Annotated in this window: 18 protein-coding genes; 12 read left to right on the forward strand and 6 right to left on the reverse strand. The window is 60.6% G+C overall.

The genetic code is table 11. The features are described 5' to 3' along the window. The first annotated feature begins 68 nt into the window (after positions 1–68). Together FIU92_RS03260 and fdhF are read left to right on the forward strand one after the other, a co-directional pair. Positions 69–1,772: an NAD(P)H-dependent oxidoreductase subunit E gene (locus FIU92_RS03260; RefSeq protein WP_152457191.1), complete on the forward strand. Its 1,704-nt coding sequence runs from the start codon at positions 69–71 to the stop codon at positions 1,770–1,772. Positions 1,773–1,785: 13 nt separating this feature from the next. Beyond that, the gene (gene fdhF / locus FIU92_RS03265) at positions 1,786–4,569 is read left to right on the forward strand and encodes a formate dehydrogenase subunit alpha (RefSeq protein ID WP_152457192.1); all 2,784 of its coding nucleotides are present in this window, start codon (positions 1,786–1,788) and stop codon (positions 4,567–4,569) included. A 277-nt stretch (positions 4,570–4,846) separates the two neighbouring features. Here the strand turns inward: fdhF and FIU92_RS03270 are convergent, their stop codons facing one another. The 4 genes from FIU92_RS03270 to FIU92_RS03285 form a co-directional block, all read right to left on the reverse strand. Further along, positions 4,847–8,935, reverse strand: coding sequence for a translocation/assembly module TamB domain-containing protein (locus FIU92_RS03270; protein ID WP_254705350.1), 4,089 nt, complete (start codon positions 8,933–8,935; stop codon positions 4,847–4,849). Next, positions 8,932–10,740 carry an autotransporter assembly complex family protein gene (locus FIU92_RS03275; protein ID WP_152457193.1) on the reverse strand — a complete coding sequence of 603 codons (1,809 nt, stop codon included), beginning with the start codon at positions 10,738–10,740 and terminating at the stop codon, positions 8,932–8,934. Before FIU92_RS03275 ends, FIU92_RS03270 begins: the two co-directional genes overlap by 4 nt. Positions 10,741–10,892: 152 nt before the next feature. After that, a complete protein-coding gene (locus tag FIU92_RS03280; RefSeq protein ID WP_152457194.1) occupies positions 10,893–11,879 on the reverse strand; it encodes a type I glyceraldehyde-3-phosphate dehydrogenase in 987 nt (328 codons plus the stop codon). Positions 11,880–11,933: 54 nt separating this feature from the next. Further along, a complete protein-coding gene (locus FIU92_RS03285; protein WP_152457195.1) occupies positions 11,934–12,257 on the reverse strand; it encodes a hypothetical protein in 324 nt (107 codons plus the stop codon). Between the two features lie 326 nt (positions 12,258–12,583). Here FIU92_RS03285 and FIU92_RS03290 point away from each other — a divergent pair, with 326 nt between their 5' ends. Beyond that, positions 12,584–12,940, forward strand: coding sequence for a hypothetical protein (locus FIU92_RS03290; RefSeq protein WP_152457196.1), 357 nt, complete (start codon positions 12,584–12,586; stop codon positions 12,938–12,940). Positions 12,941–12,955: 15 nt separating this feature from the next. Here the strand turns inward: FIU92_RS03290 and FIU92_RS03295 are convergent, their stop codons facing one another. Beyond that, a complete protein-coding gene (locus FIU92_RS03295) occupies positions 12,956–13,891 on the reverse strand; it encodes a glyoxylate/hydroxypyruvate reductase A (RefSeq protein WP_152457197.1) in 936 nt (311 codons plus the stop codon). Between the two features lie 130 nt (positions 13,892–14,021). Between FIU92_RS03295 and FIU92_RS03300 the strand changes: the two genes are divergently transcribed. The 4 genes from FIU92_RS03300 (at position 14,022) to FIU92_RS03315 (ending at position 16,703) form a co-directional block, all read left to right on the forward strand. Next, positions 14,022–14,249: a hypothetical protein gene (locus tag FIU92_RS03300; protein ID WP_152457198.1), complete on the forward strand. Its 228-nt coding sequence runs from the start codon at positions 14,022–14,024 to the stop codon at positions 14,247–14,249. Between the two features lie 7 nt (positions 14,250–14,256). Next, positions 14,257–15,063, forward strand: a complete 807-nt coding sequence (locus FIU92_RS03305) for a thioesterase family protein (RefSeq protein WP_152457199.1) — start codon at positions 14,257–14,259, stop codon at positions 15,061–15,063. Positions 15,064–15,135: 72 nt separating this feature from the next. Continuing rightward, a complete protein-coding gene (locus FIU92_RS03310) occupies positions 15,136–15,783 on the forward strand; it encodes a DUF1007 family protein (protein ID WP_152457200.1) in 648 nt (215 codons plus the stop codon). Then, on the forward strand, positions 15,768–16,703 hold the full coding sequence (locus tag FIU92_RS03315) for a nickel/cobalt transporter (protein WP_152457201.1): 936 nt from the start codon (positions 15,768–15,770) through the stop codon (positions 16,701–16,703). The genes FIU92_RS03310 and FIU92_RS03315 overlap by 16 nt, the downstream gene beginning before the upstream one ends. Before the next feature lies 1 nt (position 16,704). Here the strand turns inward: FIU92_RS03315 and truA are convergent, their stop codons facing one another. Continuing rightward, a complete protein-coding gene (truA, locus tag FIU92_RS03320) occupies positions 16,705–17,472 on the reverse strand; it encodes a tRNA pseudouridine(38-40) synthase TruA (RefSeq protein ID WP_152457202.1) in 768 nt (255 codons plus the stop codon). 107 nt (positions 17,473–17,579) lie between these two features. Between truA and FIU92_RS03325 the strand changes: the two genes are divergently transcribed. The 5 genes from FIU92_RS03325 to FIU92_RS03345 all read left to right on the forward strand — a co-directional run bounded on the left by FIU92_RS03325 (position 17,580) and on the right by FIU92_RS03345 (position 24,087). After that, entirely contained in the window at positions 17,580–18,995 is a 1,416-nt protein-coding gene (locus FIU92_RS03325) for a YcjX family protein (protein WP_152457203.1), read from the forward strand. Further along, a complete protein-coding gene (locus FIU92_RS03330) occupies positions 18,992–19,447 on the forward strand; it encodes a GNAT family N-acetyltransferase (RefSeq protein ID WP_152457204.1) in 456 nt (151 codons plus the stop codon). Before FIU92_RS03325 ends, FIU92_RS03330 begins: the two co-directional genes overlap by 4 nt. Beyond that, positions 19,440–20,429, forward strand: a complete 990-nt coding sequence (locus FIU92_RS03335) for a YcjF family protein (RefSeq protein ID WP_152457205.1) — start codon at positions 19,440–19,442, stop codon at positions 20,427–20,429. Before FIU92_RS03330 ends, FIU92_RS03335 begins: the two co-directional genes overlap by 8 nt. Before the next feature lie 60 nt (positions 20,430–20,489). Then, the gene (locus tag FIU92_RS03340) at positions 20,490–21,200 is read left to right on the forward strand and encodes a VIT1/CCC1 transporter family protein (protein ID WP_152457206.1); all 711 of its coding nucleotides are present in this window, start codon (positions 20,490–20,492) and stop codon (positions 21,198–21,200) included. Between the two features lie 178 nt (positions 21,201–21,378). After that, positions 21,379–24,087 (forward strand): DUF2339 domain-containing protein, encoded by a 2,709-nt coding sequence (locus FIU92_RS03345; RefSeq protein ID WP_152457207.1) that lies wholly within the window; start codon positions 21,379–21,381, stop codon positions 24,085–24,087. Positions 24,088–24,138 lie beyond the last annotated feature (51 nt).

The following is a 24,138-nucleotide window of genomic DNA, read 5'->3' on the forward strand; positions in this document are numbered from 1 at the left end:
GCGATTGCAAAAAGCGATTTGACGATATGCTAGCCTGATGAGACACGGGGCCTGAATCGGAGGGCATCATGGCACCATTAGACACCAAGCCATCAGGCGCACCCAAGGGCGTCTGGAAGTCAGGTAAAGGCAAGGGGCGGCACACGCCCAAGGGCCGACAGTTTACGGATGAAGCGCAGGCCGAAATTGCGCGCCTGCTGGGCGACCGCCCACGCCGCCGCGACCTGCTGATCGAGTTTCTGCACCTGATTCAGGACACGCACGGCCATATCAGCGCCGACCATATCGCCGCGCTGGCCGTCGAGATGCGGATCGGGCAGGCCGAGATTTACGAGACCGCGACCTTCTATGCCCATTTCGACGTGGTGAAAGAAGGTGAAACACCGCCCCCCGCGCTGACCATTCGCGTCTGTGATTCCCTGTCCTGCGAAATGGCTGGTGCGCAGCAGTTGAAAAAAGCGCTGGAGGATGGGCTGGACCCGTCCGAAGTGCGCGTTCTGCGCGCGCCCTGTATGGGGCGCTGCGACACGGCACCGGTGCTGGAAATCGGGCACAACCATATTGACCACGCGACCCCTGAAAAGGTGCAGGCTTCGATTGCTGCGGGCGACACTCATGCCCATCTGCCCGACTATGAGACCTTCGCGACCTATGTCGAGAACGGCGGTTACGCCAAGCTGAAAGAGCTGCGCGAGGGCGGCGACTGGGAAGCGGTTCAGGAACAGGTTCTGGCCTCGGGCCTGCGCGGTTTGGGCGGCGCAGGTTTCCCGTCGGGCAAGAAATGGGGCTTTGTCCGCATGAACGACGGCCCGCGTTACCTGGCCGTGAACGGGGACGAGGGCGAGCCGGGCACCTTCAAGGATCGCTACTATCTGGAACGCACGCCGCATGTTTTCCTCGAAGGGATGCTGATCGCCGCCTGGGCGGTTCATGCAGAGACCTGCTTTATCTACATGCGTGACGAATATCCAGCCGTTCTGGAAATCCTGCGGCGCGAGATCGCGGCTTTGGAACAGGCCGGGATCGTCGAGAAAGGCTATATCGACCTGCGCCGCGGCGCGGGCGCTTACATCTGCGGAGAAGAATCCGCGATGATCGAGTCGATCGAGGGCAAAAAGGGCCTGCCGCGTCACCGCCCGCCCTTCGTGGCGCAGGTCGGCGTTTTCGGCCGCCCGACGCTGGTGCACAACGTGGAAACGCTCTACTGGGTGTCCAAAATCTGCCGGGAAGGTCCGGAGATCCTCAATTCGGTTGAAAAGAATGGCCGCAAGGGGCTGCGCAGCTATTCGGTCTCGGGCCGGGTGGCCAAGCCGGGCGTTTACCTGCTGCCGGCAGGGTCGACCATTCTTGACGTGATTGATGCAGCCGGGGGCATGGCCGAAGGTCATGTGTTCAAGGCGTATCAACCGGGCGGGCCGTCGTCAGGTCTTCTCCCCTCCAGCATCGACGACGTCCCGCTCGACTTTGACACACTACAGCCGCTGGGCACCTTCATCGGGTCTGCTGCGGTTGTGGTTCTGTCCGATCAGGACACGGCCCGTGATGCGGCGCTGAACATGCTGCGCTTCTTCGAGGATGAAAGCTGTGGCCAGTGCACGCCCTGCCGGGCGGGCTGCGAAAAGGCGGTCAAGCTGATGCAGGCCGACAAGTGGGATACCGATCTGCTGGAAGATCTGTGCCAGGTGATGGGCGACGCTTCGATCTGCGGTCTGGGGCAGGCGGCCCCGAACCCGATCCGTCTGGTTATGAAACACTTCGCTGAAGAAATCTGAGGGAGACAGAGCCATGCTTGATGCAAGCCCAAACAAGACCGTCACCTTCAACCTGAACGGCGATGACGTCACCGTGCCCGAAGGCACCACCATCTGGGAAGCGGCCAATGGCCGTGGACTGGTGATCCCGCATCTGTGTCACAAACCGGCGCCGGGCTACAAACCCGATGGCAACTGCCGCGCCTGCATGGTCGAGGTCGAGGGCGAGCGTACGCTGGTCGCCTCGTGCATCCGTCCGGCGGCTGACGGGATAGTGGTGAAAACCGACACCGACCGCGCCGAGAAATCGCGCGCCATGGTCATGGAGCTGCTGGTGGCCGACCAGCCCGCGGAAGCGCACGACAAATCGAGCCACTTCTGGGACATGGCCAAGCTGAACGATGTCAGCGACAGCCGTTTCCCGGCGAAAGAGCCCGAGAAGATTCCGCTGCTGGATGACAGCCATGTGGCGATGCGGGTCAATCTGGATGCCTGCATCAACTGCAACCTCTGCGTCCGCGCCTGCCGCGACGTACAGGTCAATGACGTGATCGGCATGGCTGGGCGCGGGCATACCGCGCAGGTGGTGTTCGACCAGAACGACCCGATGGGCGAGTCGACCTGCGTGGCCTGCGGTGAATGCGTTCAGGCCTGCCCGACCGGCGCTCTGATGCCCGCCACCGTGCTGGACGACCAGCAGCACGGCGACAGCAAGGATTACGATTCCGAAACCGAAAGCGTCTGCCCCTTCTGCGGGGTGGGCTGCAAGGTCAGCCTCAAGGTCAAGGACGGCAAGGTCAAATATGTCGAGGGCATCAACGGCCCCGCCAACGAAGGCCGTCTGTGCGTCAAGGGCCGGTTCGGGTTCGACTATATCCACCACCCGCATCGCCTGACCAAACCGCTGATCCGGCGCGAGGATGCACCGGCAAAAGGTCTGAACGTTGATCCCGGCAACCTGTCGACCCATTTCCGCGAAGCGACCTGGGAAGAAGCGATGGATCTGGCGGCCACGAGACTGATGGCCCTGCGCGACCAAGACCCGCGCAGCGTTGCGGGCTTTGGCTCGGCCAAATGCACCAACGAAGAGGCCTATCTGTTCCAGAAGTTCATCCGTCAGGGTTTCAAACACAACAATGTCGACCACTGCACCCGTCTGTGCCATGCGTCGTCTGTGGCCGCTCTGATCGAGAACGTGGGCTCGGGCGCGGTGACGGCGACCTTCAACGAGATCGAGAATGCCGATGTGGCGATCATCATCGGCGCCAACCCGATCGAGAACCACCCCGTCGCGGCGACCTATTTCAAGCAGTTCGCCAAGCGCGGCGGCAAGCTGATCGTGATGGACCCGCGCGGTGTCGGCATGCGCAAATTTGCGGACGAAATGCTGCAATTTCGGCCAGGTGCCGATGTCTCGATGCTGAACGCGATCATGAACGTGATCGTCGAGGAAGAGCTGTATGACAGCCAGTACATCCACCGCTGGACCGAGAACTGGGAGGCCGAGAAAGAGCATCTGCGCCAGTTCACCCCCGAGAAGATGGCGCCGATCTGCGGCATCGAACCGGATCAGCTGCGTCGCGTTGCGCGCACCTTTGCGCAAGCCAAGGCTGGTCTGATCTTTTGGGGCATGGGCGTCAGCCAGCATATCCACGGCACCGACAATTCGCGCTGCCTGATCTCGCTTGCATTGATGACCGGGAATGTCGGCAAACCCGGCGCGGGTCTGCACCCTCTGCGGGGCCAGAACAACGTGCAGGGCGCATCAGACGCCGGCTTGATCCCGATGTTCCTGCCGGACTACAAGACGGTGACGGATGACGGCATTCGCGCGCAGTTCACCAATATCTGGAAATCGGATGATTTCTCGAACGAGAAGGGTCTGACCGTCACCGAGATCATCGACCAAGCCTATGCGGGCAACATCAAGGGCATGTACATTCAGGGCGAAAACCCGGCCATGTCCGACCCGGATGTTGGCCACGCACGTGAGGCCCTGGCCAAGCTGGACCTGATGATCGTGCAGGACATCTTCCTGACCGAAACCGCGAACTATGCCGACATCATTCTGCCGGCCTCGGCGCTGTATGAAAAGAACGGCACGGTTTCGAACACCAACCGTCAGGTGCAACGTGTCCGGCCGGCCGTGGCGCCTCCGGGTGAGGCGCGCGAGGATTGGAAGATCACGGTCGAACTGGCGCAGCGCATCGGGCTGAACTGGGACTACTCCGATGTGTCCGAGGTCTTTGCCGAGATGAAACTGACCATGGAGTCGCTTGACAATATCACGTGGGAACGGCTGGAAAACGAGACGATCACCTATCCGTCGCTCAGCGAAACCGATCCCGGCCAGTCTATTGTGTTCGGCGATGGTTTCCCCCGCGCGGGTGGCAAAGCAAGGTTCACTCCGGCCAATGTCATCCCGCCTGATGAGGCGCCCGATGATGAATACCCGATGATTGCCACCACCGGCCGTCAGCTGGAACATTGGCATACCGGTTCAATGACCCGCCGGGCAAAGGTTCTTGACGCGGTCGAGCCAGAGGCCAATTGCTCGATGAACCCGCGCACGCTGAAGCTGATGGGGATTGATCCGGGCGAAATGATCCGCCTGACCACGCGTCGTGGTTCGATTGAAATCATGGTGCGCGCCGACCGGGCCATTGCCGAAGACATGGTGTTCATCCCGTTTGCCTATGTCGAAGCGGCGGCGAACATCCTGACGAACTCGGCCATCGACCCCTACGGCAAGATCCCCGAGTTCAAATTCTCGGCCATTCGTGTCGAAAAGATCGAGGATGCGATGGCAGCGGAATAAGATCGCGGCCAGACTGAACAAGGGCGGCCTCTGGAAGGGGGCCGCTTTTTCTTTGCCGCGCCGTCTTTCAAACGATTGCACCGTCTGACCTGCCCCGGCAAATCGTCGGGATTTCATTTGGCCGCGGCACCGCGCAATTTCCGCGCTGGCGATTGCATCGCGACCACCAACGAAATCGGAATCAGGCGCCGACAAGGCAATTTGAACACCCGTCACCTGCTTGGGCGACATGAACGGATGGCTCAGCTCGGTTTCTTTTGTGACAGTTGGTCAGTCGTCAGTAGTCACGCTCGAAGAACACACCCACGCCGGTCTCTCCTCGGCCATCGACCGTACCGCGCACGGTGAAATTGTCCGTGACATCGAGGTTCAGGTTCACTTCGGTGTCACCTTCGGTGTTCACGGTGAAGTCCGTATAGAGGTTTTCACCCAGGTACGCGCCCGCGCCCAAACGGCCCGCGCCGCTTTCGGAAGCTCCTATGTCGACCGTGTCGACTCCGGTGGAGTCGCGGAGACCTTTGGTTGCATCCCCTCCCGCACCGCTAAGCTGCGCCAGTGATGCTGCCATTTGCGCGATCAGGAAAGGCGAGATTTCTGAAAACCGGTTCCCGAACAGCAACATTGCCAGTGCTTCTTCAGCCGGACGTTCGGGGTCGGAAAACACATTGACCTCAGGTGAATCCAGCGGGCCGGCAATTTCGATCGTCGCGGTGCCGTCAGACGTGCTGGCTGAAGACTCGAACTCGATATAAGGGGTCAGGTCGCCCTGCAACGTGACGATCCCCTTGGTCAGTGCCAATCTGCGGCCCAGAATGTCGAAATTCCCCCGGATCAGTTCGATCTGACCGGACGGCACGACAGAGGCAGTAGTGCCGCCGATGAAAATTCGACCACCCAGTTCAGCGTTCACCCCGCGCCCTCTGACGAAAACCGCTTTGGGTGCAAGCAGGCTGATATCCAGCGCAATACGGGATGCGCTTTTCTCCGATCCTTCGGTCACGACCAATCCGGCCCGCTCTCGCGTGACGAAACCGGCGCGACTTTCGTTGATGTGCTGGATGTCCGGGATAGGTGCCGCGCCTACCGCGCCGGACGCGGCGGCAAGGTTGATGTTGGTTTCGTCAAACGTGATCTGACCGGCCAACGAACTGTTTCCGGCCAACGCCCCGGTCATGGCAATCTGACCGTTCAGGGTGGTTTCATACAGCAACCGGTCTGTCAGCACTAGGTTGTTCAGGGTGGTGGTAATCTGGGCGTTGAACGGAGGGGTCAGGTCAACAGGCCCGTTGACGGTAAAGTTGCCGCCCGCCCGAACTCCGCCATTCAGTGTAATGTTTGCGCGACTTTGCGCCAGATCCACCTGACCACTGATCCCGGTAATGGTCTGACCAGCATCCGGAATTGCAAGAGATGTGCCCGAAGTGGTGACTGAACCGCTCAGCGACGCCAGCGCCGGAGCACCTTTGAGTGCCAGATCGAAGCGCGCCGAACCGTCGATCTTGTTGGGTGTGATGAAGACATTCGCGATCCCAAGGTTGATGCCGCCCTGTGCCTTCAGATCCGCCTGACTGCTGGTTTCATCAAAAGTGCCGGCCAACGTGGTGTCAATGTCGGCAGGCCCTTGCGCCTTGGCGTCAATCGTCCAGACACCGTTATCGCGTTTGGCCGTTCCCTTTGCTGCCACAGTGCCGGGAAATTCGGGAACGAACTGCTCGATCCGGTTCAGTTTGGCGTCAAAATCCACATCAGCCGAGCCATTCTGGCCGACCGTTCCTTGAAGGCTGGCGTAAGAGCTGTCAGGCCCGTCCAGGCGAGCAGTGCCTTCCAGTCCAGAGCCGGTCGGAGCGACGTTCCCGCTCAGGTTCAGCGGTCCGGACAAGGTTTGCGACAGTCGGGCAAGGTCATCCAGTTTGGCGGAAAAGTCCAAACCGCCGGCGTCTCGGTTCAGCTTGCCCGATGCATTCGCCGAAAGGGCCGTTCCAATCAGTTGGAACGTGCGGATATCCAGACCTTCATCATTGTTCATCGCGTCCACGGTCAGGTTCGTTCGCCCCTGGATCAGGTCGTCAACGGCGTCGATCCCGGTTTTGATGTCGTCCGCCGACAGATTGCCTTTTACGTCGAACGCCTTGCTGCCGACTGCGCCCTTGCCGGCAACATCCGCTCGGATCGCCCCTGCCAGATCGCGTTTTGCAAGGCTGGAAAACGGTGACAGGTCCGGGATGTTCACATTGACCTGCCCGTCAATCGCAAGGTCTTTCCTTGGGTCGTCTATGGTAACAGAGGCTTTGGCGGTCAGGGCTGAACCGTTCACCGATGCGTCGCGGATCACAATCTGTTCCTGGCTCAGCGCTCCGTCGAACGTGATCTCGTTGCGACCGACCAACAGAGGGTCGATCTCGGCCAGACCGGTTTTGATATTCCGGCCCGATACGCTGGCCGTGCCGTCAAACTCCAGCGTCTGAACAGTTCCTTTTCCGTTCAGTTTCGCTTGCACTGCACCCCCAAGCTCGCGTTTGGCAAGGCCGGAAAACACGGACAGGTCCCGGGAATTGACCGTCGCCTGACCATCAATCGTCACGTTGCCATCAGGGGTCGTTACCGTGCCGTCGGCCTGGGCGCGCAAGGTATCACCGATCAGGGTGAAATCTCGGATGGTTACGCCATCTGCGCCGCGCCTGGCGTCGAGCGTTATTGTTGTATTGCCCTTGATCACCGGATCGATGTCATCACGCCCGGTCGAGAGGTCGGTTCCTTCGACCTCCAGTTTGCCGTCGAAACTGCCTTCCAGTGGTGAGCCTTGGCCGTTTAGACGGGCCGAGACCTGGCCTCCCAGCTCCAGGTGGGCCAGTTCCGAAAACCGGGACAGATCCGTGGCTTCCAAAGTGGCGGTGCCGTCGACGGCCAGACCGGTGGACAGGCCGCTGACCAATGCGTCGACGCCCAATTCGTAATCCGCACCAACCAGTTCAAGACCGGTCAGGTTCAGGGATTGGTCACTGCCATATTCGAAAGTGCCATCCAGAGTGACGAGGTCGCCAATTGCTGCATTCAGGGCCTTGTCCGCCAGGTCAATACCGTCCAACGCGGCCTGCAGGTTGCCATTGATTTTTAGTACTGCGCCCTGTTCCAGGGTCCCGTGAGCAGTAATTTGCGCGCGCTCCAAATCAACCTGCTCGGCCTGTACGGCGTTTGCAGTCAGGCTCAGGTCCCAATGATTGCCGTTTTTTTCGTCGTACAGCGCCGAAATCTGTGCTGCTCCAACGGACGTGTCACCGCCCGAAGCTGGAAGAGTTACCCTTTCACCCTCCGGCGGCGTTATGCGTCCTTGCAGGGCCGCGAGTTGCAATCGCCCACCTGCCGCCAACTGTAACTGGCCTTTCAGGTTCAGTGCTTGTGACGAGATCTCAAGCTCGTCAATTTCCAGCGCACCTTCAGGTTGGGTTCGCCCATCCACATAGAGCTGTGTTTTGGCACCGAAAAACGTATCCATTTCTTCGGCGACAAAAGGTGTCAAATCACCGCCGAGATCGGCAGTAAACGCAATGCCCTCTTCCGCGCTGGCCGCGGCAGTCGGGGCCGAGCGTAACCGAACCTGACCCGTCACCCGAGGCTGACCATCGCTGCTGAGACCGATATCGGCCGTAAAATCGGTCACTGGTCCGGATCCTTTCGCTGTCAGCGCGATAGGCGGGGTATCCGGCATTTTAAGAGCGGTCGAGATCAGGCCGCCCGCTGCCTCTGTCACCTGAAGGTCAAGATCAATTTGGCTGTTTGAATTCTGAAAGCCCGCTGTCAACTTGATTTCATCACCTGCCCGGTCCAGCCGTGTGATATCAAGGTTGGTGTCCAGCGTCCCGTCGGCCAGTGACAGGTTGCCACTAACCGCCAGTTCTGCGGCCACTCCGATCAGGGGCTCGCCCAAAGCCAACTCGTCGATGCGAATTTCACCGATTTCGATGGCAACCGGCAGTTCAGGCAGTTGGAAGCCTTTTGCCTCTGCGGTTGGCGGCGGCGTGTCTTTGGTGGTGGTGCCAGGCGCGCGGGCAACGTCGATCTCTTGCGCCGTCAGGGCATTGACTGAGAACCGCCCACGGATCAAAGCCAGTCGGTTCCAGTCAAGTTCGGCATCTTTTATGGTCAGCCAGACCCCTTCGTCATCGGCAACGGTGATCTCGGCAATCGTGGCACGTGAACTCAGTGCACCTTGCAGACCTTCGACAGTAACGTTCTGATCCTCGCCCGACAGGGTATCCTGCAGGAACCGCTCGATCATGCTGCCGCCTTCGTCCTCCTGCGGATGTCCGGCCACAGGCACGACTGCCAGCGCGCCGATCAGCAGAGGATATGAAAGGTACCGTCTCAAAATGCCTGTCCTATCCCGATATAGAACTGTAGCCCGTCCCCGGTGGGACCGCTGACAGGATAGGCCAGATCAAGGCGCAAGGGGCCAAACCCGCCCAGATCGTATCTTACGCCGATACCGGCGCCCGAGTGATCTTCTTGCGCGCCGCTGCCGACAAAGGAAGACGTATCGACGACACCGTAGTCATAAAACCCGACCAACGACAGGCTGTCAGTAACCTTGCCACGGATCTCGCCGGACAAGCCAATAAATGACTTGCCGCCCGCGATGCCGGTCCCGACCGGAATGCCAAGGCTTTCATAGGGTTGCCCGCGAACGGTTCCCGCACCGCCCGAGAAGAACAGAAAGTCAGGCGTGACGCCATCGGCAGGTGGGCCAATCACGGATCCCAGCTGCGCGCGACCGGCCAAAACGATCCGCCCCCCTGTCCCCAGGCTTGTATAGGCCCGCCCATCAAAGAAAAGGCGGAGGCCGGTATCCGTACCGGATATTCCGATAAAGGGCATGACTTGCGAGTCCAGATAGAATCCGCGTGTGGCGCTGACTTTGCTGTCGCGTTTGTCCCATTCAGACCGGAAGGGCAGGATGAAATACCTGAACTTGCGACCAGTGCCATATGCGTCGTCGGCGTCTGACAGCTGAAACCCGGCGGATGCCTCGGCATATAAGTTGTCGGAAAAAGTGCGGCGCGCACCATAGGCCAGCGAAGCCACCGTTACATTATAGTTTTCCGTGTTGCGGCGTTCCAGCAGGGCGCTCCAGAAGGTGTTGTCATCCGGGCCAAGCCGGTCAGGTTGATCCAGACGCAACCCGATCCGGCCATCAATATCCTCTGCACCGCCAATATTTCGAACCGCCACTTCGAAGCGCAGACGTTCTGCGCGCCTGAACATATTGCGATGGGTCCACGTCGCGGTCACATCAACACCATCGCGAGAGGCCAGTTCGACACCAAAGGTCAACCGACGTTTGGGCAGGTCTTCGAACGTGGCGTCGAAATCCAGTGTGCCATCGGGGTTTGGAGTCTCTCGTTCCTGCAACGAGACCACGTTGAACGTGCCGGTCCGGCGCAACCGTGTTCCCACCTTCTGGATTTTCTCAGGGGAATAGACCTCTCCACTTGGGAACCCGGCGATCTTTTCGATGGATCTGTGGCGCACATCTGAATTGCCCTTGATGAACATCTTGCCAAATGTCAGCCTGCGCCCGGGGTCAAGGTCGATCTGAGCATCCAGGCGGGCCTGGGCGTGGCGCGCGATGATTGTCTGACCCGCAATTCCGGCTTTTGCGTGACCCGCGTCCCTCCAACCCTGAACACCGGCCGAGGAGGCCTGTTGAATGGCACCGGTCGTCGCCAGTTTCCCGGGGGCAAAGTCTTCGGGCAGTTCCGTTCCGGGGGCCAGGGGCTTGACAGTGGCGGTGCCGAATTTGAAGCTTGGCCCGGTTTCAACGGTAATCGCAGCACGGTTTATTTGTGCAGGCACCGTGAGAGAGCTCAGCTCGGCCGCTTCCTGTCCATCAAGCTTGATGCTGACGACCGGGCTGAAATACCCTTCGTCGTAAAGGATTTGTACAATCGTACGGTAATCCGACAAAGCTGCCGAGAGGATTTCAAGCGGGGTGTCGAGGCCGCGTTCCTCAGCCGTGGTTACCGAGGATGTCTCCTTGAGGCGTTCAACCAGTTCTTTCGATGCGCCGGGGGCCGAAAGGGAGGTTTCCAGCGCCGCCAGTGTCGTCGGGGCCAAAGTCACAACTGTGGCCATCAGCCAGCGCCCCAGACGGCATTGCCGCTTGCTCCTTTGCATGAATTGCCCCAACTGTCCCAATTCCAGTTCTCTTGTCCGTGTCGTGCACGGCCCTTTGAATTCAGGTTAGAGCATCTGAAAGCGGATGGGGAAAGGAATTATACATGAGACGAGAATTTTTTCGGCCAAATTGTGTTGAGGTTGCCGCCCGGCTATTCGGCTGCCATAAGGCGGGCCACGTCCAGCATTCGCGCCGAGAAGCCCCATTCGTTGTCGTACCAACCAAAGACCCTGACCTGGTTTTCACCCACCATACGGGTCTCGGGCCCGGCAACAACCAGCGATTCAGGGCGGGACCGCAGGTCGGACGAGACCAGCGGCAAATCAGTCCAGCCAAGCACTGGGGATGCAGCAACGGCCTGCTTCAGGGCTCGATCGAAGATCTCTGCGCTCATGCCGCGCTGCAATGTGACCACGAGGTCCACGGCTGACACACTTGCCGTTGGAACGCGGACAGCCGCGCCCGAGATACGCCCGGCCAGATGCGGAAGGACGACATCGATAAGGTGCATCGCGCTCGATGTGGTCGGAACCATCGACAGTGCCCCAGCCCGAGAACGGGCAAGGTCGCCACGCGGCGCGTCGACCATGGGTTGGCTGTTGGTATAGCAGTGGATGGTGGTCATGTGCCCCGATGCAACACCGCCGATATCGTCGATGACCTTGACCAGTGGCACTAGCCCATTGGTGGTGCAGGATGCGTTTGACACAATCCGGGCGCTGCCCAACTGGTCTTCGTTCGCACCCAGAACGATGGTGACATCAGCAGCGGGAGAGGGGCCCGAGATCAGCACTTTTCCTGCGCCCGCAGACAAACCGCGACGTGCAACGTCCGAACTGCGGGCGATACCCGTACAATCCAGCATGACGTCAACGCCCGACAGATCAACGCGGGACAGATCATCGCTGTGGGTCATGGGAATCGAGTGCCCATCCACGATCAGCGCGGCGTCCCCTGCGGACACATCGCCGAGAAAAGGGCCAAACGTGCTGTCGTATTTGAACAGGTATGCACAGGTGTCCAGCGGCGCGATGTCATTGATCAGCACCAGCTCGATATCTGACCCTGCCGGCAGGGCCAGAACCTGCCGCAGGATCGTACGGCCAATACGGCCGAATCCGTTTACTGCGAGTTTCATGCGCAAGCTATGGCAGGCCGGTCGGGCGACCTCAATGCCTGATCTGACGCTGTGTCAGTTGCAGCTGACCTGCGAGAAAAACTGGCCCGAGATGTTCTGGTACATGCTGGCCACGATCGGTTTGCACCCGGTTGCCTGCTGAATCGCTGCAATGGCCTGAACGGTGCGCAGGCGCGGTGGCGGACCGAATGGGTTGAGGTTGTTGTTGTCACGCGTGGCGCGATAAACGACTGGTGCGTCGGAAACCTGTGTCACCGCCCAAGTGCGGCTCATGACGAACACGGATTTGGTTTCTTCCTTGGCCGAGATGGGGGATGCAAAAACGGTCGCGGATGAAGCGAGTGCTGCGACGGCCAGCAGGGCGGGGCGTAGTTTCATGGAACAATCTCCAGTGCTCAAAATCAGAATTTACTTGGATTTCAGCAAATTCCGGCCCGCCTGTGAAGCCCCAAGGTCAGAAATTTGCGACGTCACCCTGTCGGACAAGTGTTACCGGTGAGCTGTGGGCAATGGCAAATGTCGGTTGCAGCCCCTGTGCCGCCAATGCCTGAACCACCCCGGATCGCCCGCGTTGCGGGCTTGCGAACAGAAGTCCCGCAGACAGGTCTGTCCGGGGTGTTTTGAAGGTTCGCGTCAGGGGCTTGGCCCTGCCGGGTTAGGGGTATAACCTTGACCACAAATGATTTCAGCTCTGCGAGGCCGCCATGAATGCCCTATTTTTTACCGCTATCGCCGCATGCGGCATTTTATTGATGAGCACTGTGGTCGAGGCCAAGCCCCTTTCTCGAATCATAGCCGAGATGGGATTGTCTCCGGCAGATTTCGAAGTGGTCAACGCAGCCTCGAACGCGCTTTTGACCAGCGGTACGCCTTCCGTGGGCCAGGAACGGTCATGGAAGAATGACGACACGGGTTCCAAAGGGACAATCCGGGTGCGATCGGTACAGGGAAATTGCGTTGGTCTTCAGCATGTGATTCAGCCGGAAGGCGGTGATCAGAGCAGGGAAATCCGAACCCGCCGCTGCAATGACGGCAACGGCAATTGGATCCTTACGCCCTGATCATCAGCTCGGAATTCAGTAGCCCTGATCACGATTGACTTCATGCAGCAAGGCCGCGCCGGAACTGAGGCGTCGGAAGTTTTCAGCCACATCCGACAAGGCGTCGCCCAGATGCCAGCCTGAAACATGTGGAGTGATTGTCACGCCGGGGTGGCGCCATAGCGGGCTGTCTTGTGGCAAAGGTTCCCGCGAGGTGACGTCCAACACGGCATGCCCCGGAACCCCTGCATCCAGTGCCGCGATGAGGGCGTCCTCATCAATCAGATTTCCGCGCCCCGCGTTCAGCAACTGACTACCGGGTTTCATCGCCGCCAGCATCCGGGCATCAAACAGGCCAGCGGTCTGAGGGGTCGAAGGCAGGATTGCGCAAACGTGGTCACATTGGCCAAGAAGCCCGGTCAACGCGTCCTGCCCATGGATGCAAGTTACGCCGTCAATGGCTTTTGGCGTACGGCTCCAGCCCATCACCTGAAAGCCCACGGCGTGCAGCATCCGCGCGGTGCGGGCGCCGATGTGGCCAAGACCTAGAACACCGACCACGGTGTCCGGCGTAAAAACCGGTGCGCGCGGGGACCACTCGGCGCGGGTTTGGGCCGCTTCGTGAAACGCCATGTGTCGCTGAGCGCGCAGGATATAGGCCAGAAACCACTCGGCAATGCCCTGTGCCGGTGCGTCAGGCTTCAGGCGGGCGATGCGAACGTGACCGGGCAGACCGGGATGGCTGACAATGGTCTCTACCCCTGCGCCCAGCTTTTGAACCAGTTTCAGGTTCGGCAGTCGCGTCGGGTGGTCACGTTGCATGTCAACCACGGCCAGCATCGTTATGTCATCCGGATTGCCCAGCGTTTCGGCGGTGCGGATATCCGCATCCGGTAACACGGCCTGTAAACTGCGGGCAATTTCGTCATCACTTATCCAGTTGGACAGCCCGGTTTCGATCAACAACGCCATGTGCGGCTCCTGCATATGTTTGATGTGGTGACGTCCCGTCACTGCGGTGGACAGGGCCCGGGCAGTTAAGCCATCCTTGCGGCAAAAGTATAGCCCGGACCCGGTGCTTCAGAGGGACATTTCCGAAAACATGACATTCAGCCTGGCCGTGCAAATTCATGATCATCTGCAAGACGTTGCTGATATGACCGGGGCCGAGGTCATTCGGATGGATGACGCATGTTTCCCTGGCGGTGATGGCGAAACTGATCGCAAGGCCGGCGTGTCAAACAAATTCGCCCCCAAAGTCGGAACGGGGAAAGTGTTTGAACGCCTGGGTTCAGACAAACGGAAACGATTTGCGCAAGAACAGACCTGAGGATCACATGGCCGAAGCGCTCGACTTTACCAACACGACCTATTTTCATCAGCGCGAGGACGGGGCGTTTGTTGGCAACGATGCCGCGCGCGGGCCTTGGTCTGCCGCACATTGCCACGCGGGGCCGGTCAGCGGCTTGATCGTTCGGGCCGCAGAAACCGAAATCGGCCCCGAGAAGATGCTGACCCGAATGACTGTCGATTTGCTGAGGCCGCTCCCGCTGGCCGGGCTTCGCGTTGCGGCAGAGACCACGCGCCACACAAAGACACTCGGGACTACGCGGGTCACGGTGCACGATCTCGACGATACGTTGTGCGCCACGGCAACAACCATGCACCTGTTGCGGCGCGATCTGGGGCAGGTGCCGAATGTCGAGATGGATGCGCCGAAAATAGAGAACGTTGTCGATGGCCCTTTTCCGATAGGTGAAATTCGCCACGACCTGCCAGGCTTTGCCCATTACAGCGATATTCGCTATCCCGCAGGGGGAAAACAGGGGGCCGGACCCAAAACGATTTGGATGCGTACTCCGCAGCTTTTGCAAGGCGAGGATCAATCGCCCATACAGGCCCTGTGCCCGTTGGCCGATTGCGGAAACGGTATCTCATGGAATGCGCCGACCACGGAAATGGGGTTCATGAATACGGACCTGACTGTGCATATCCACCGTGAACCGGTTTCGGATTGGCTGGCCTCAACATCGATTTCGCATTGGCAGCCTTCCGGCATCGGCATGTCTCAGTCCGTCCTCTTTGATACACAAGGTCCGGTGGGCACAGCGCTGCAAACACTGGTTCTGTTTCCGCCGACCTGATGGTGGGCCGGATTTCGCATCGGGAGTGAAAATGTCGTTGCCGCCACGCGGAGGGAGACCTATCTTGCGCCTATGCGTTACCTTATAACCACTATGATCCTTTGTTTGCCGATGCAGGCCAACGCCCACCCGCATGTCTTCATTGATACCGGGCTGGAGTTCATCGTGGATGACGCTGGTCAACTGACCCATGTTCGCGTGACCTGGGCGTATGACGAATTCTACTCGTTGCTGGTTCTGGAAGACATGAAGCTGGATCAGGATGCTGACGGCGTTCTGACGGAAAGCGAAGAACGGTTCCTGACCGGGTTCGATACGCAGTGGGTGGAAGGATATAACGGCGATCTTGTCGTTACCGCAGACGGAAACCACGTCGCGCTGTCGGGCCCGATGGAGGCGCAGGCGACAGTTGAAGACGGGCGCGTTGTCACCACGCATCTCAGGGCGGTGGAGGCCGGTTCCGTCGCGGCCGCGGCGCTGTCTGCGAAAGCGTTTGATGAGACGTTTTATACCGCCTACGAGGTGACGCGGCCCGTGACCGTGACGGGCCCCGCCGCGTGCCAGATTGACCGGTTTGACCCGGATATCGACGGCGAACTGGCCCAGATGCAGGCCTTTCTGCTGACCCTGGACGCCGACTATGACCTTGAGGAAAATGACATCCCTCTGGTCGGTGAACGTTTTGCGACCGAGATCCGCGTTTCATGTCCCGCTACCTGATCCTGCCTGTCGGCCTGGCGATTGTACTGCTGCTCTGGTTTTGGGGCAGCGGAGGCTTTGACAGTCTTGCGGCCTGGGCTGCGGGGGAGCAACGAGAATTCCAGAACCAGATCGCCCGATCCTTGCGTGCCGCGCGCGCCGAGCAACCCGAGGCGGTGGCAACGCTGTTGACAGTCTGTTTCGCCTACGGGTTCTTTCATGCCATCGGCCCCGGCCACGGAAAGGTCCTGATCGGGGGTTACGGTTTGGGTCGTCGCGTCGCCTTCTGGCGGTTGTCGGCGATCAGTGTATTGTCCAGCCTGGGGCAGGCGGTGACGGCCGTCGTCTTGGTCTATGCCGGGGTGTTGGTGTTCCAGATGTCCCGTGAAAGCCTTGTTGGAACGACGGAACAGGTCATGGCTCCGATAAGCTACGGAGCGATCGCACTTATCGGTCTTTGGCTGGTGGTCCGGTCCTTGCGCAGTTTTGCAAAGAGACGGAATACCACGTCGCCCCATGAGCACCATCATCATGAAAACGATCACTCGCATCACCCTCACCACGATGGAGAAGTCTGTTCAGATTGCGGCCACCGCCATGGCCCGACTGCGCAAGAAGTTGCAAATGTGGGTTCACTGCGCGAGGCCCTGATCCTGATTGCGGGCATCGCGGCGCGACCGTGCACGGGGGCTTTGTTCGTGCTGATCCTGACGTGGCAGATGGGCATCGCGATGGTCGGTATCGCCGGGGCTTTTGCCATGGCATTGGGCACGGCGTTGGTGACGACATTGGTGGGATGGACGTCCTTTGGCCTTCGCGGAGGTCTGCTGGCCTCAGCCTCAGCCACTCGGTTCGCATCGGTGCTGGCCCCAACCATCGAACTGGTGGCCGGGCTGATCATTGCCGTGATCGCAAGTGGTTTGCTGCTGCGTGCGATTTAGGTCAGTCGAACACCGGTTCCGGATACCCGACCCGCGCCAGATACAGCCCCTGCGGCGGGCATACTGGCCCGCAGGCCGCACGGTCGGCAGCTTCCAGCGCCTCGCGCACCTCTTCCGGGGTCCACGCTCCGGCGCCCACGCGTTCCAGCGTTCCGACGAAACTGCGCACCTGATTGTGCAGAAATGACCGAGCCCTTACGTGGAAATGAACTTCGGGGCCGGAAAAGCCCTGAACCTGTTCAACCCGCAACTCATCCAGAGTTTTGACCGGGCTCGCCGCCTGGCAAATCGACGACCTGAAGGTCGTGAAATCATGGCGACCCAGCAGCATGTTCGCCCCTTCCTGCATGGCCTCGACATCCAGCGGATGGTTGATCTGCCAAACCTGCCCTTTGTCATGGGTTGCAGGCGCGCGTCGCATCAGGATGCGGAACAGGTATTGCCGTTCGACCGCCGAAAACCGCGCGTGCCAATCGTCGGTCACGCGCGCGGCGTCCACGATCGCCACCGGCTGCGGTTTGAGGTGATAGTTCAGCGCCTCGGACAGGCGGAACGGGTCCCAGTCCTTGGCCATGTCGCAATGGGCGACCTGACCCAACGCGTGAACGCCGGCGTCGGTGCGCCCTGCGGCCGCAATCGTATGCGCACCCGGCTGGATACGGGACAGGGCCTGTTCGATTGCGCCCTGCACGGACGGCTGATCCTTTTGCCGCTGCCATCCGGCAAACGGTTCCCCCTGGTATTCGACTTTCAACGCGTATCTGGGCATGTGCCGCTGGTACAGCGCGGCGCGGGAACGGGCAAGGGGGCGAAAGCGCTGGTATGTGCGGTACCCTCTACCTATCTTGGGTGAAACGATAATTGCGGGGCGACGGATTGGTCATCTCATCTCTGGCAGACAGTCTTGTGCGCGGCGTCGAAACCATCGGCGACAGCGTATCCGAGACGTTTTTTGAGCCTGTCATCCGCCTGGGTGTCACCGGGTTGGCGCGGTCGGGCAAGACGGTTTTCATCACCTCGCTGGTGGCGAACCTGCTGGATCGGGGGCGCATGACCGGGTTGGTTGCGCAGCAGGAAGGTCGGATCAATGCCGCCTATCTGCAACCGCAGCCGGATGACACCGTGCCCCGGTTCGATTATGAAACGCACCTGTCCGCCCTAACGGGTCCGACACCGCACTGGCCGGACAGCACGCGCGCGGTGTCAGAGCTGCGCCTGTCCTTCAAAGCCCGCCCAGCCGGCTTGCTTGCCGGCTTGCAGGGACCGCGCACCGTTCATCTGGACATCGTCGACTACCCCGGCGAATGGCTTCTGGATCTGGCCCTGCTGGACAAGTCTTATGCAGACTGGTCTCGGGAAACACTGGAACGTATCGAGGCCCGCTCGGAGGCGGTCGAGTATCTGGGGCAGGTCAATGCCGCAGACCCTTCCGGCGCGCATGACGAGCCGACCGCGCAGGCGCTGGCATCGTCGTTCACGACCTATCTCAATCAGGCGCGTGACGCGGGGTATTACGACTGTACCCCCGGGCGGTTCCTGCTGCCGGGGGACCTGGCCGGATCTCCGGTTCTGACCTTTGCGCCGTTGGTGGTGTCTGGCCCGTCGCGGCGCAGAACGCTTCAACGCGAGATGGAACGGCGATACGAGGCCTATAAAGCCCAGGTCGTGAAACCGTTTTTTCGCGATCATTTCTCGCGCATCGACCGGCAGGTGGTTCTGGTCGATGCGCTGGGCGCTATTCACAAAGGTCCTCAGGCGGTCGAGGATATGCGCCGCGCCATGGCTGATATCCTGTCGGCCTTTCGCCCCGGCCGAAACGCGTGGCTCAGCCAATTGCTGCTGGGCAAAAGGGTTGAACGCATCCTTTTTGCGGCGACAAAAGCGGACCACCTGCACCACATGCAGCACCCCCGCCTGACCGCGATTATCGAGGCGTTGACGCGTGAGGCGCGTGATCGGGCGAATTTCGCCGGAGCCCGGACCGAGGCCCTGTCTCTGGCTTCGCTGCGTGCCACGACCGAAGAACTGCGCCACCACGACGGGACAGACTTGCCATGCGTTCGGGGTACCCTGTTGGAGAGCGGCAAACAGGCCGCCTTCTACCCGGGAGAATTGCCCGAGGATCCAGCGCATCTGTTGGGTCCGGCCAGAAACGGGGCTGATGCGTGGTTGGGCGAAGATTACGGCTTCATGGCCTTTGCCCCGGCGAAGCTGTCGCTGAAACCCGGTGATGGCCCGCCGCATATCCGGCTGGACAGAGCGGCACAGTTCTTGATCGGAGATCGGTTGTGACGATAATTCTGCGCCGCGCGCGCTCGACGGATGCGGGCACCATCGGGTCGATCCTGCACGGTTTCGCCTTGGAAAACGACTGGATGCCTGAATTGCACAGCTGCGCCGAGACGATCGCTTTCTGTGGTCGAATGATTGATCTGGAATGGGTGACCGTGGCCGAAACTGAGGCCGGCGTTGTCGGTTTTTTGGCGCTCGACGGTCGTGAAATCCATTCGCTTTATCTGGATGCTTCGGTTCGGGGCCGCGGGATTGGTCGGCAATTGCTGGATCACGCCAAATCGGCCCGCTCGGAGCTGAGCTTGTACGCGTTTCAGAACAATGCCCGAGCCTGCCGGTTTTATGAACGTAACGGCTTTGCCGAGGTGGCTCGCAGCGATGGGGCGGACAACGACGAAAACCTGCCGGACATACGGTTTGTCTGGCGCAGCGAGGATGTGATCAATGGCTAAAGGCCCGGTTTTGATCGATCTTGAAACGGATGAGCCCCCTGCCGATGTCGCCAAGGCCCCGCCGGTGCCGGACATCGCGCAACCACAAGGGCAGGCGATGCAAAGCGCGGCGCGGCTGGCGGCGCGCAAACCATCGGCTCTGGCACGCTGGTTCTGGGGGCTTGCACTGGCAGTGATCGGGGCGGCCGTATCGGTGGCCGCGTGGGATTTTGCAACTTCGCTGGTGGCGCGAACACCTGTTTTGGGGTGGATCGTAACCGGGTTGATCGCCGCGCTGGTTCTTGTGGCGCTTATGATCGCAATCCGTGAACTGGCCGCATTGGGGCGATTGTCCCGTGTGGATGGCCTGCGCCGGGCCGCAGATACCGCGTTGGCAGAGGACGATCTGGCTCAGGCCCGCGCAGTCACCAATCGTATCATCGCATTCTACAAGGGCCGGGAAGACACGCGCTGGGGCCGCGAACGATTGGCCGAGCGGATGGCGGATCAGTTCGACGCGTCGGCTCTGCTGGAGCTTGCCGAAGTTGAGCTGTTGGCGCCTCTGGACGAAGCCGCCAGCCGCGAGGTCGAGGCCGCGGCCCGGCAAGTTGCAACCGTGACCGCATTGGTGCCATTGGCGCTTGCGGATGTGATAACCGCGCTGGCCGCGTCATTGCGGATGATCCGCCGGGTTGCCGAAATCTATGGCGGGCGCGCGGGTACGTTGGGCGGCTGGCGTCTGACCCGCAGTGTATTTGTGCATCTGGTGGCGACAGGGGCGGTTGCAGTCGGCGATGATCTGCTGGAGCCTGTCCTGGGCGGTTCCGTTCTGAGCAAACTGTCACGCCGGTTCGGCGAGGGTCTGGTCAACGGGGCCCTCAGCGCTCGTGTGGGTGTGGCCGCGATGGAGGTGTGCCGCCCGTTGCCCTTCTCGGACAGGCACAAACCTTCGACGCGGGGCATCATCAAGCGCGCCTTGCAGGGCCTGTTTTCCAAGGGTTGATCCAAAGCAAGGCGCCCCGGCCTGCGCTTCGGCACACTGAATGTGTCAAAGGAGCCAGCCATGACGGATCACGGTCACAGCCCGCAGGAAATCGCCGAACGGATCAACGCGCCGCCCGGACGCGGCGTATTGCGCGATGTCGTCTATGGCGGCATCGACGGGTCCGTCACCACATTTGCCATTGTGGCAGGCGTTGCAGGGGCAGGTCTTTCCCCTTTCGTTATCGTGGCGCTTGGCCTGGCGAATGTTCTGGCTGACGGGTTTTCGATGGCTGCGGGCAATTATTCGGGCACCAAGGCCGAACTGGACAACATTCGCCGCATCCGCGCGGTCGAGGAACGCCACATTGCGTTGTACCCGGATGGTGAGCGCGAAGAAGTGCGAGAGATCCTTGCGCAAAAAGGGCTGTCTGGCGACATTCTGATCGATGCCACGGCAGAGATCACCTCGAGTACCGAAAACTGGATCAACCTGATGATCGAAGGTGAATATGGTCTGGGCAGTGTCGACCCGCATCCAATGAAAGCGGCTGTGGCCACCTTCTTCGCGTTTCTGGTGGCGGGGATGATCCCATTGCTGCCGTTTCTGGCGTCCGTGCCGAACGCGTTCGCGATCTCGGCCTGGATGACCATGGCTGTCTTTTTTGCGATTGGCGCGCTCAAAAGCCGGTGGTCACTGGCTCCCTGGTGGCGGTCGGGGATCGAGACGTTTTTGATCGGCGGGCTGGCCGCGCTGATCGCGTATCTCGTCGGGTCCCTGTTCCACCCATGAAATTTGCGGCGCTGGGATGACGGTTGTTGCAGTGGGCCTTACCGCAGACCCCGGACCTTTTCAGGCCGACGATCGCGCGCCCGGCGATTTCGGTGCTTTAGATCGGATCACAGCTTTCCTGACTGTCACTTTCGGACGGCTCAAGATAGCCTGACCTCCAAAAGGATCGGAGACTCGGTTGGAATCGCTGCTTGTTCTTGTTGGCCTGATAGTTCTGGCCATCCCTGTGACATTGATCGCTCTTTTGGTCGGGCATTCCCGATTGCGTCGCCGGGTAGAGCAGCTGGAAGCGCAAATCGACGCATTGGCCTCAGGCGATGCGACCGTCCTGCCGCAACCGGAACAGGAAACGCCTGCAACGCAACCTGCTGCCGAAGAGAAGCCGCGCAGGCCGGCACCCTGGTCGGCTCCAAAACGGCAGGAAGACAACAGTGCCGACGCTCAGGATGCAGAGATTTCTTCTCCGGCTGTCGTGTTTCGCCATGACAGGTTTGCGGCTTTGGGCGCGTGGCTGCGCGAGAACTGGTTTTATGTGGTTTCGGCCCTGTCTCTGGCATTGGCCGGTATTTTCCTTGTGCAATACGGCGTCGAAAACGGTTTGCTGCCGCCGGCGGCCCGTGTCGTCGCTGCCCTGGGTTTCGGCACGGTTCTGATCCTCGGAGGAGAAGTCCTGCGCCGCAAGTTCGGTGATGACGAAGCGGTGGCAACCGCCTATCTGCCCTCGGTCTTTTCCGGTGCCGGGCTTGTCACTTTGTTCGGGGCGATCCTGTCCGCGCGCCAGCTGTACAACCTGATCGGTGCCGAAACGGCACTGGCAGGGATGGTCGTTGTCGCGCTGGTGGGCCTCGTTCTGGGGTGGTTCCACGGTCCGCTGCTGGCTGCGGTCGGTTTGATCGGTGCCTTCGCGGCGCCTTTCCTGGTCGGGGGCACGTCCGATGATCCGTCGTGGCTTTACGCGTATTTCCTTCTGGTCGCCGTCTTGGGGCTGGGTATCGACACGGTACGGCGCTGGGCATGGATCTCGGTCCTGACACTGTTCGGGTCCTATGCGGCGAACCTGCTTCTGGTGATGGGCGCGCCGAGTACGGAATCGGGATACCTGATCGCGGCAACGGTGCTGGCGCTTTTGGCAACCGCCATTCCGGTGCGGCGCATTTGGCCAAATCACGCGGGCCCCATGCTGACTGAGATGATCCGCCGCCCAAAGGCCCGCCCCTGGCCAGAATTCCCAACTCGACTGGCCGCCGGGGCCATCGCGGCAAGTACAGTGATCCTGTCCTGGCATTGGGCGGACACGGAACCCGAATTCTGGTTGGGCGTTAGCCTGTTGTCTGCCCTTGTTCTGGCGCTGCTTCTATGGGCCAAGGATGCACCGGCCCTCCGGGACCTGACCGTCCTGCCTGCGGCTGGTTTGGTGGTCTTTGTCGCCTCTCATGGGCTTGAGAATGGCGCGGTTCTGGACAGGTTTGCGGGCACTTACGCGGAAACGCCCGAGGCCGACTATCCGATGGTGGTCACTGTGCTGGTCGCTTTGGGAGGTTTGATGTCGGCCCTGATGGCGTGGCGGTCATTCAAGGCAAGCCAGTATCGCGCCGTCTGGGCCGGAGGAGCCGCGCTTTTTGCACCGGTGCTGGCCATCGCGCTGGAAATAGGCTGGCATCCGGCTTTGGTGATCGGGGCTTATCCTTGGGCGCTCCACGCGATTGCGCTGGCTGTGTTGATGGTGGTTCTGGCTGAACGCTTTGCCCGCGTCGACGGCGATGACCGGATGCGGGCGGCACTGGCCACCCTGTCCATGCTGTCGTGTCTGGTCTTTGCCTGCGTCATCGTGCTCAGCTCGGCGGCGCTTACGGTTGCTTTGGTCGCCAGCGTTGTTGTTGCGGCCGCGTTGGACCGCAGGTTCATCCTGCCGCCGATGAGCTGGTTCATCTGGGCCGGTGTCTTTACCGTCACGGTGCGTTTGGTGCTTGATCCCGGGCTGGACTGGGCCAATTCCGCTCCGGTGTCCGAGATGGCGATGGTCTATGGCGTGGCCACATTGGGATTTGTCGGGGGCTGGTGGCTTTTGCGTCCGTTGAAGCGCCCACTGGCGGCGCTGCTGCTGGAAAGTGCGGCCTGGGCGACATCGGGTATCCTGCTTTCCTTGCTGCTTCTGCGTTGGCTTGAAGGCTTCGGCGAGGGCGGCGCTGACAACAGCCATTGGGGCCTGGGTCTGTTGGCCGTCATCTGGCTTTTGCTTGCGTTCGCGCAGGTGCAGAGGTTCGGGCTGGGTGGCAAACTGAACTACCTGCGATACCTGCTTGCTATGTTCTTTGCGGGTCATGGCCTTTTCTATCTGTTGCTGGCATTGGCGGACCAGAACCCCTTGTTTGATCCGAATGCCGATCCGGTGCTTGGGCCGCCGGTTTTGAATACGCTGGCCGTTGCCTATCTGTTGCCCGCATTGGCCATCGGCGGATCGGCCTGGAGGATCCGGGAAATGCCGAAACCGATCATGCAAGCAAGCTTTGCCGTTGCAGGGACGTTGGCCGCAGTTTGGTTGGGTTTGACGATCCGTCACGTCTGGCAGGGCGCGGCGGGGATGTATGAAGGCAACGGCGTCACCCAGCCGGAACTGTATACCTACACTTTGGTGCTTCTGCTGATCGGGGCCGCTCTGTTCTATCAATCTCTTGCCCGCCGATCCGACCTGATGCGCAAGGCAGGGCTGGCGGTGATCGGGCTGGCGGTGGTCAAGGTCTTCCTGATCGACATCGCCGGTCTGGGCGGCCTGATCCGGGTGTTTTCGCTGTTGGCGCTGGGCCTTGCGCTGGCCGGTCTTGCGTGGCTGAACCGGTGGGCAAAACTGCGCCATTCGCCGCAGCGGGCAGAACCTCTGGACCATTAGGTGCAGGCGTCATATAAGCGCGCCATGCATGACCGGATGGCCATCATTATT

The organism is Ruegeria sp. THAF33 (genome assembly GCF_009363615.1).
Taxonomy (GTDB): Bacteria; Pseudomonadota; Alphaproteobacteria; order Rhodobacterales; family Rhodobacteraceae; genus Ruegeria.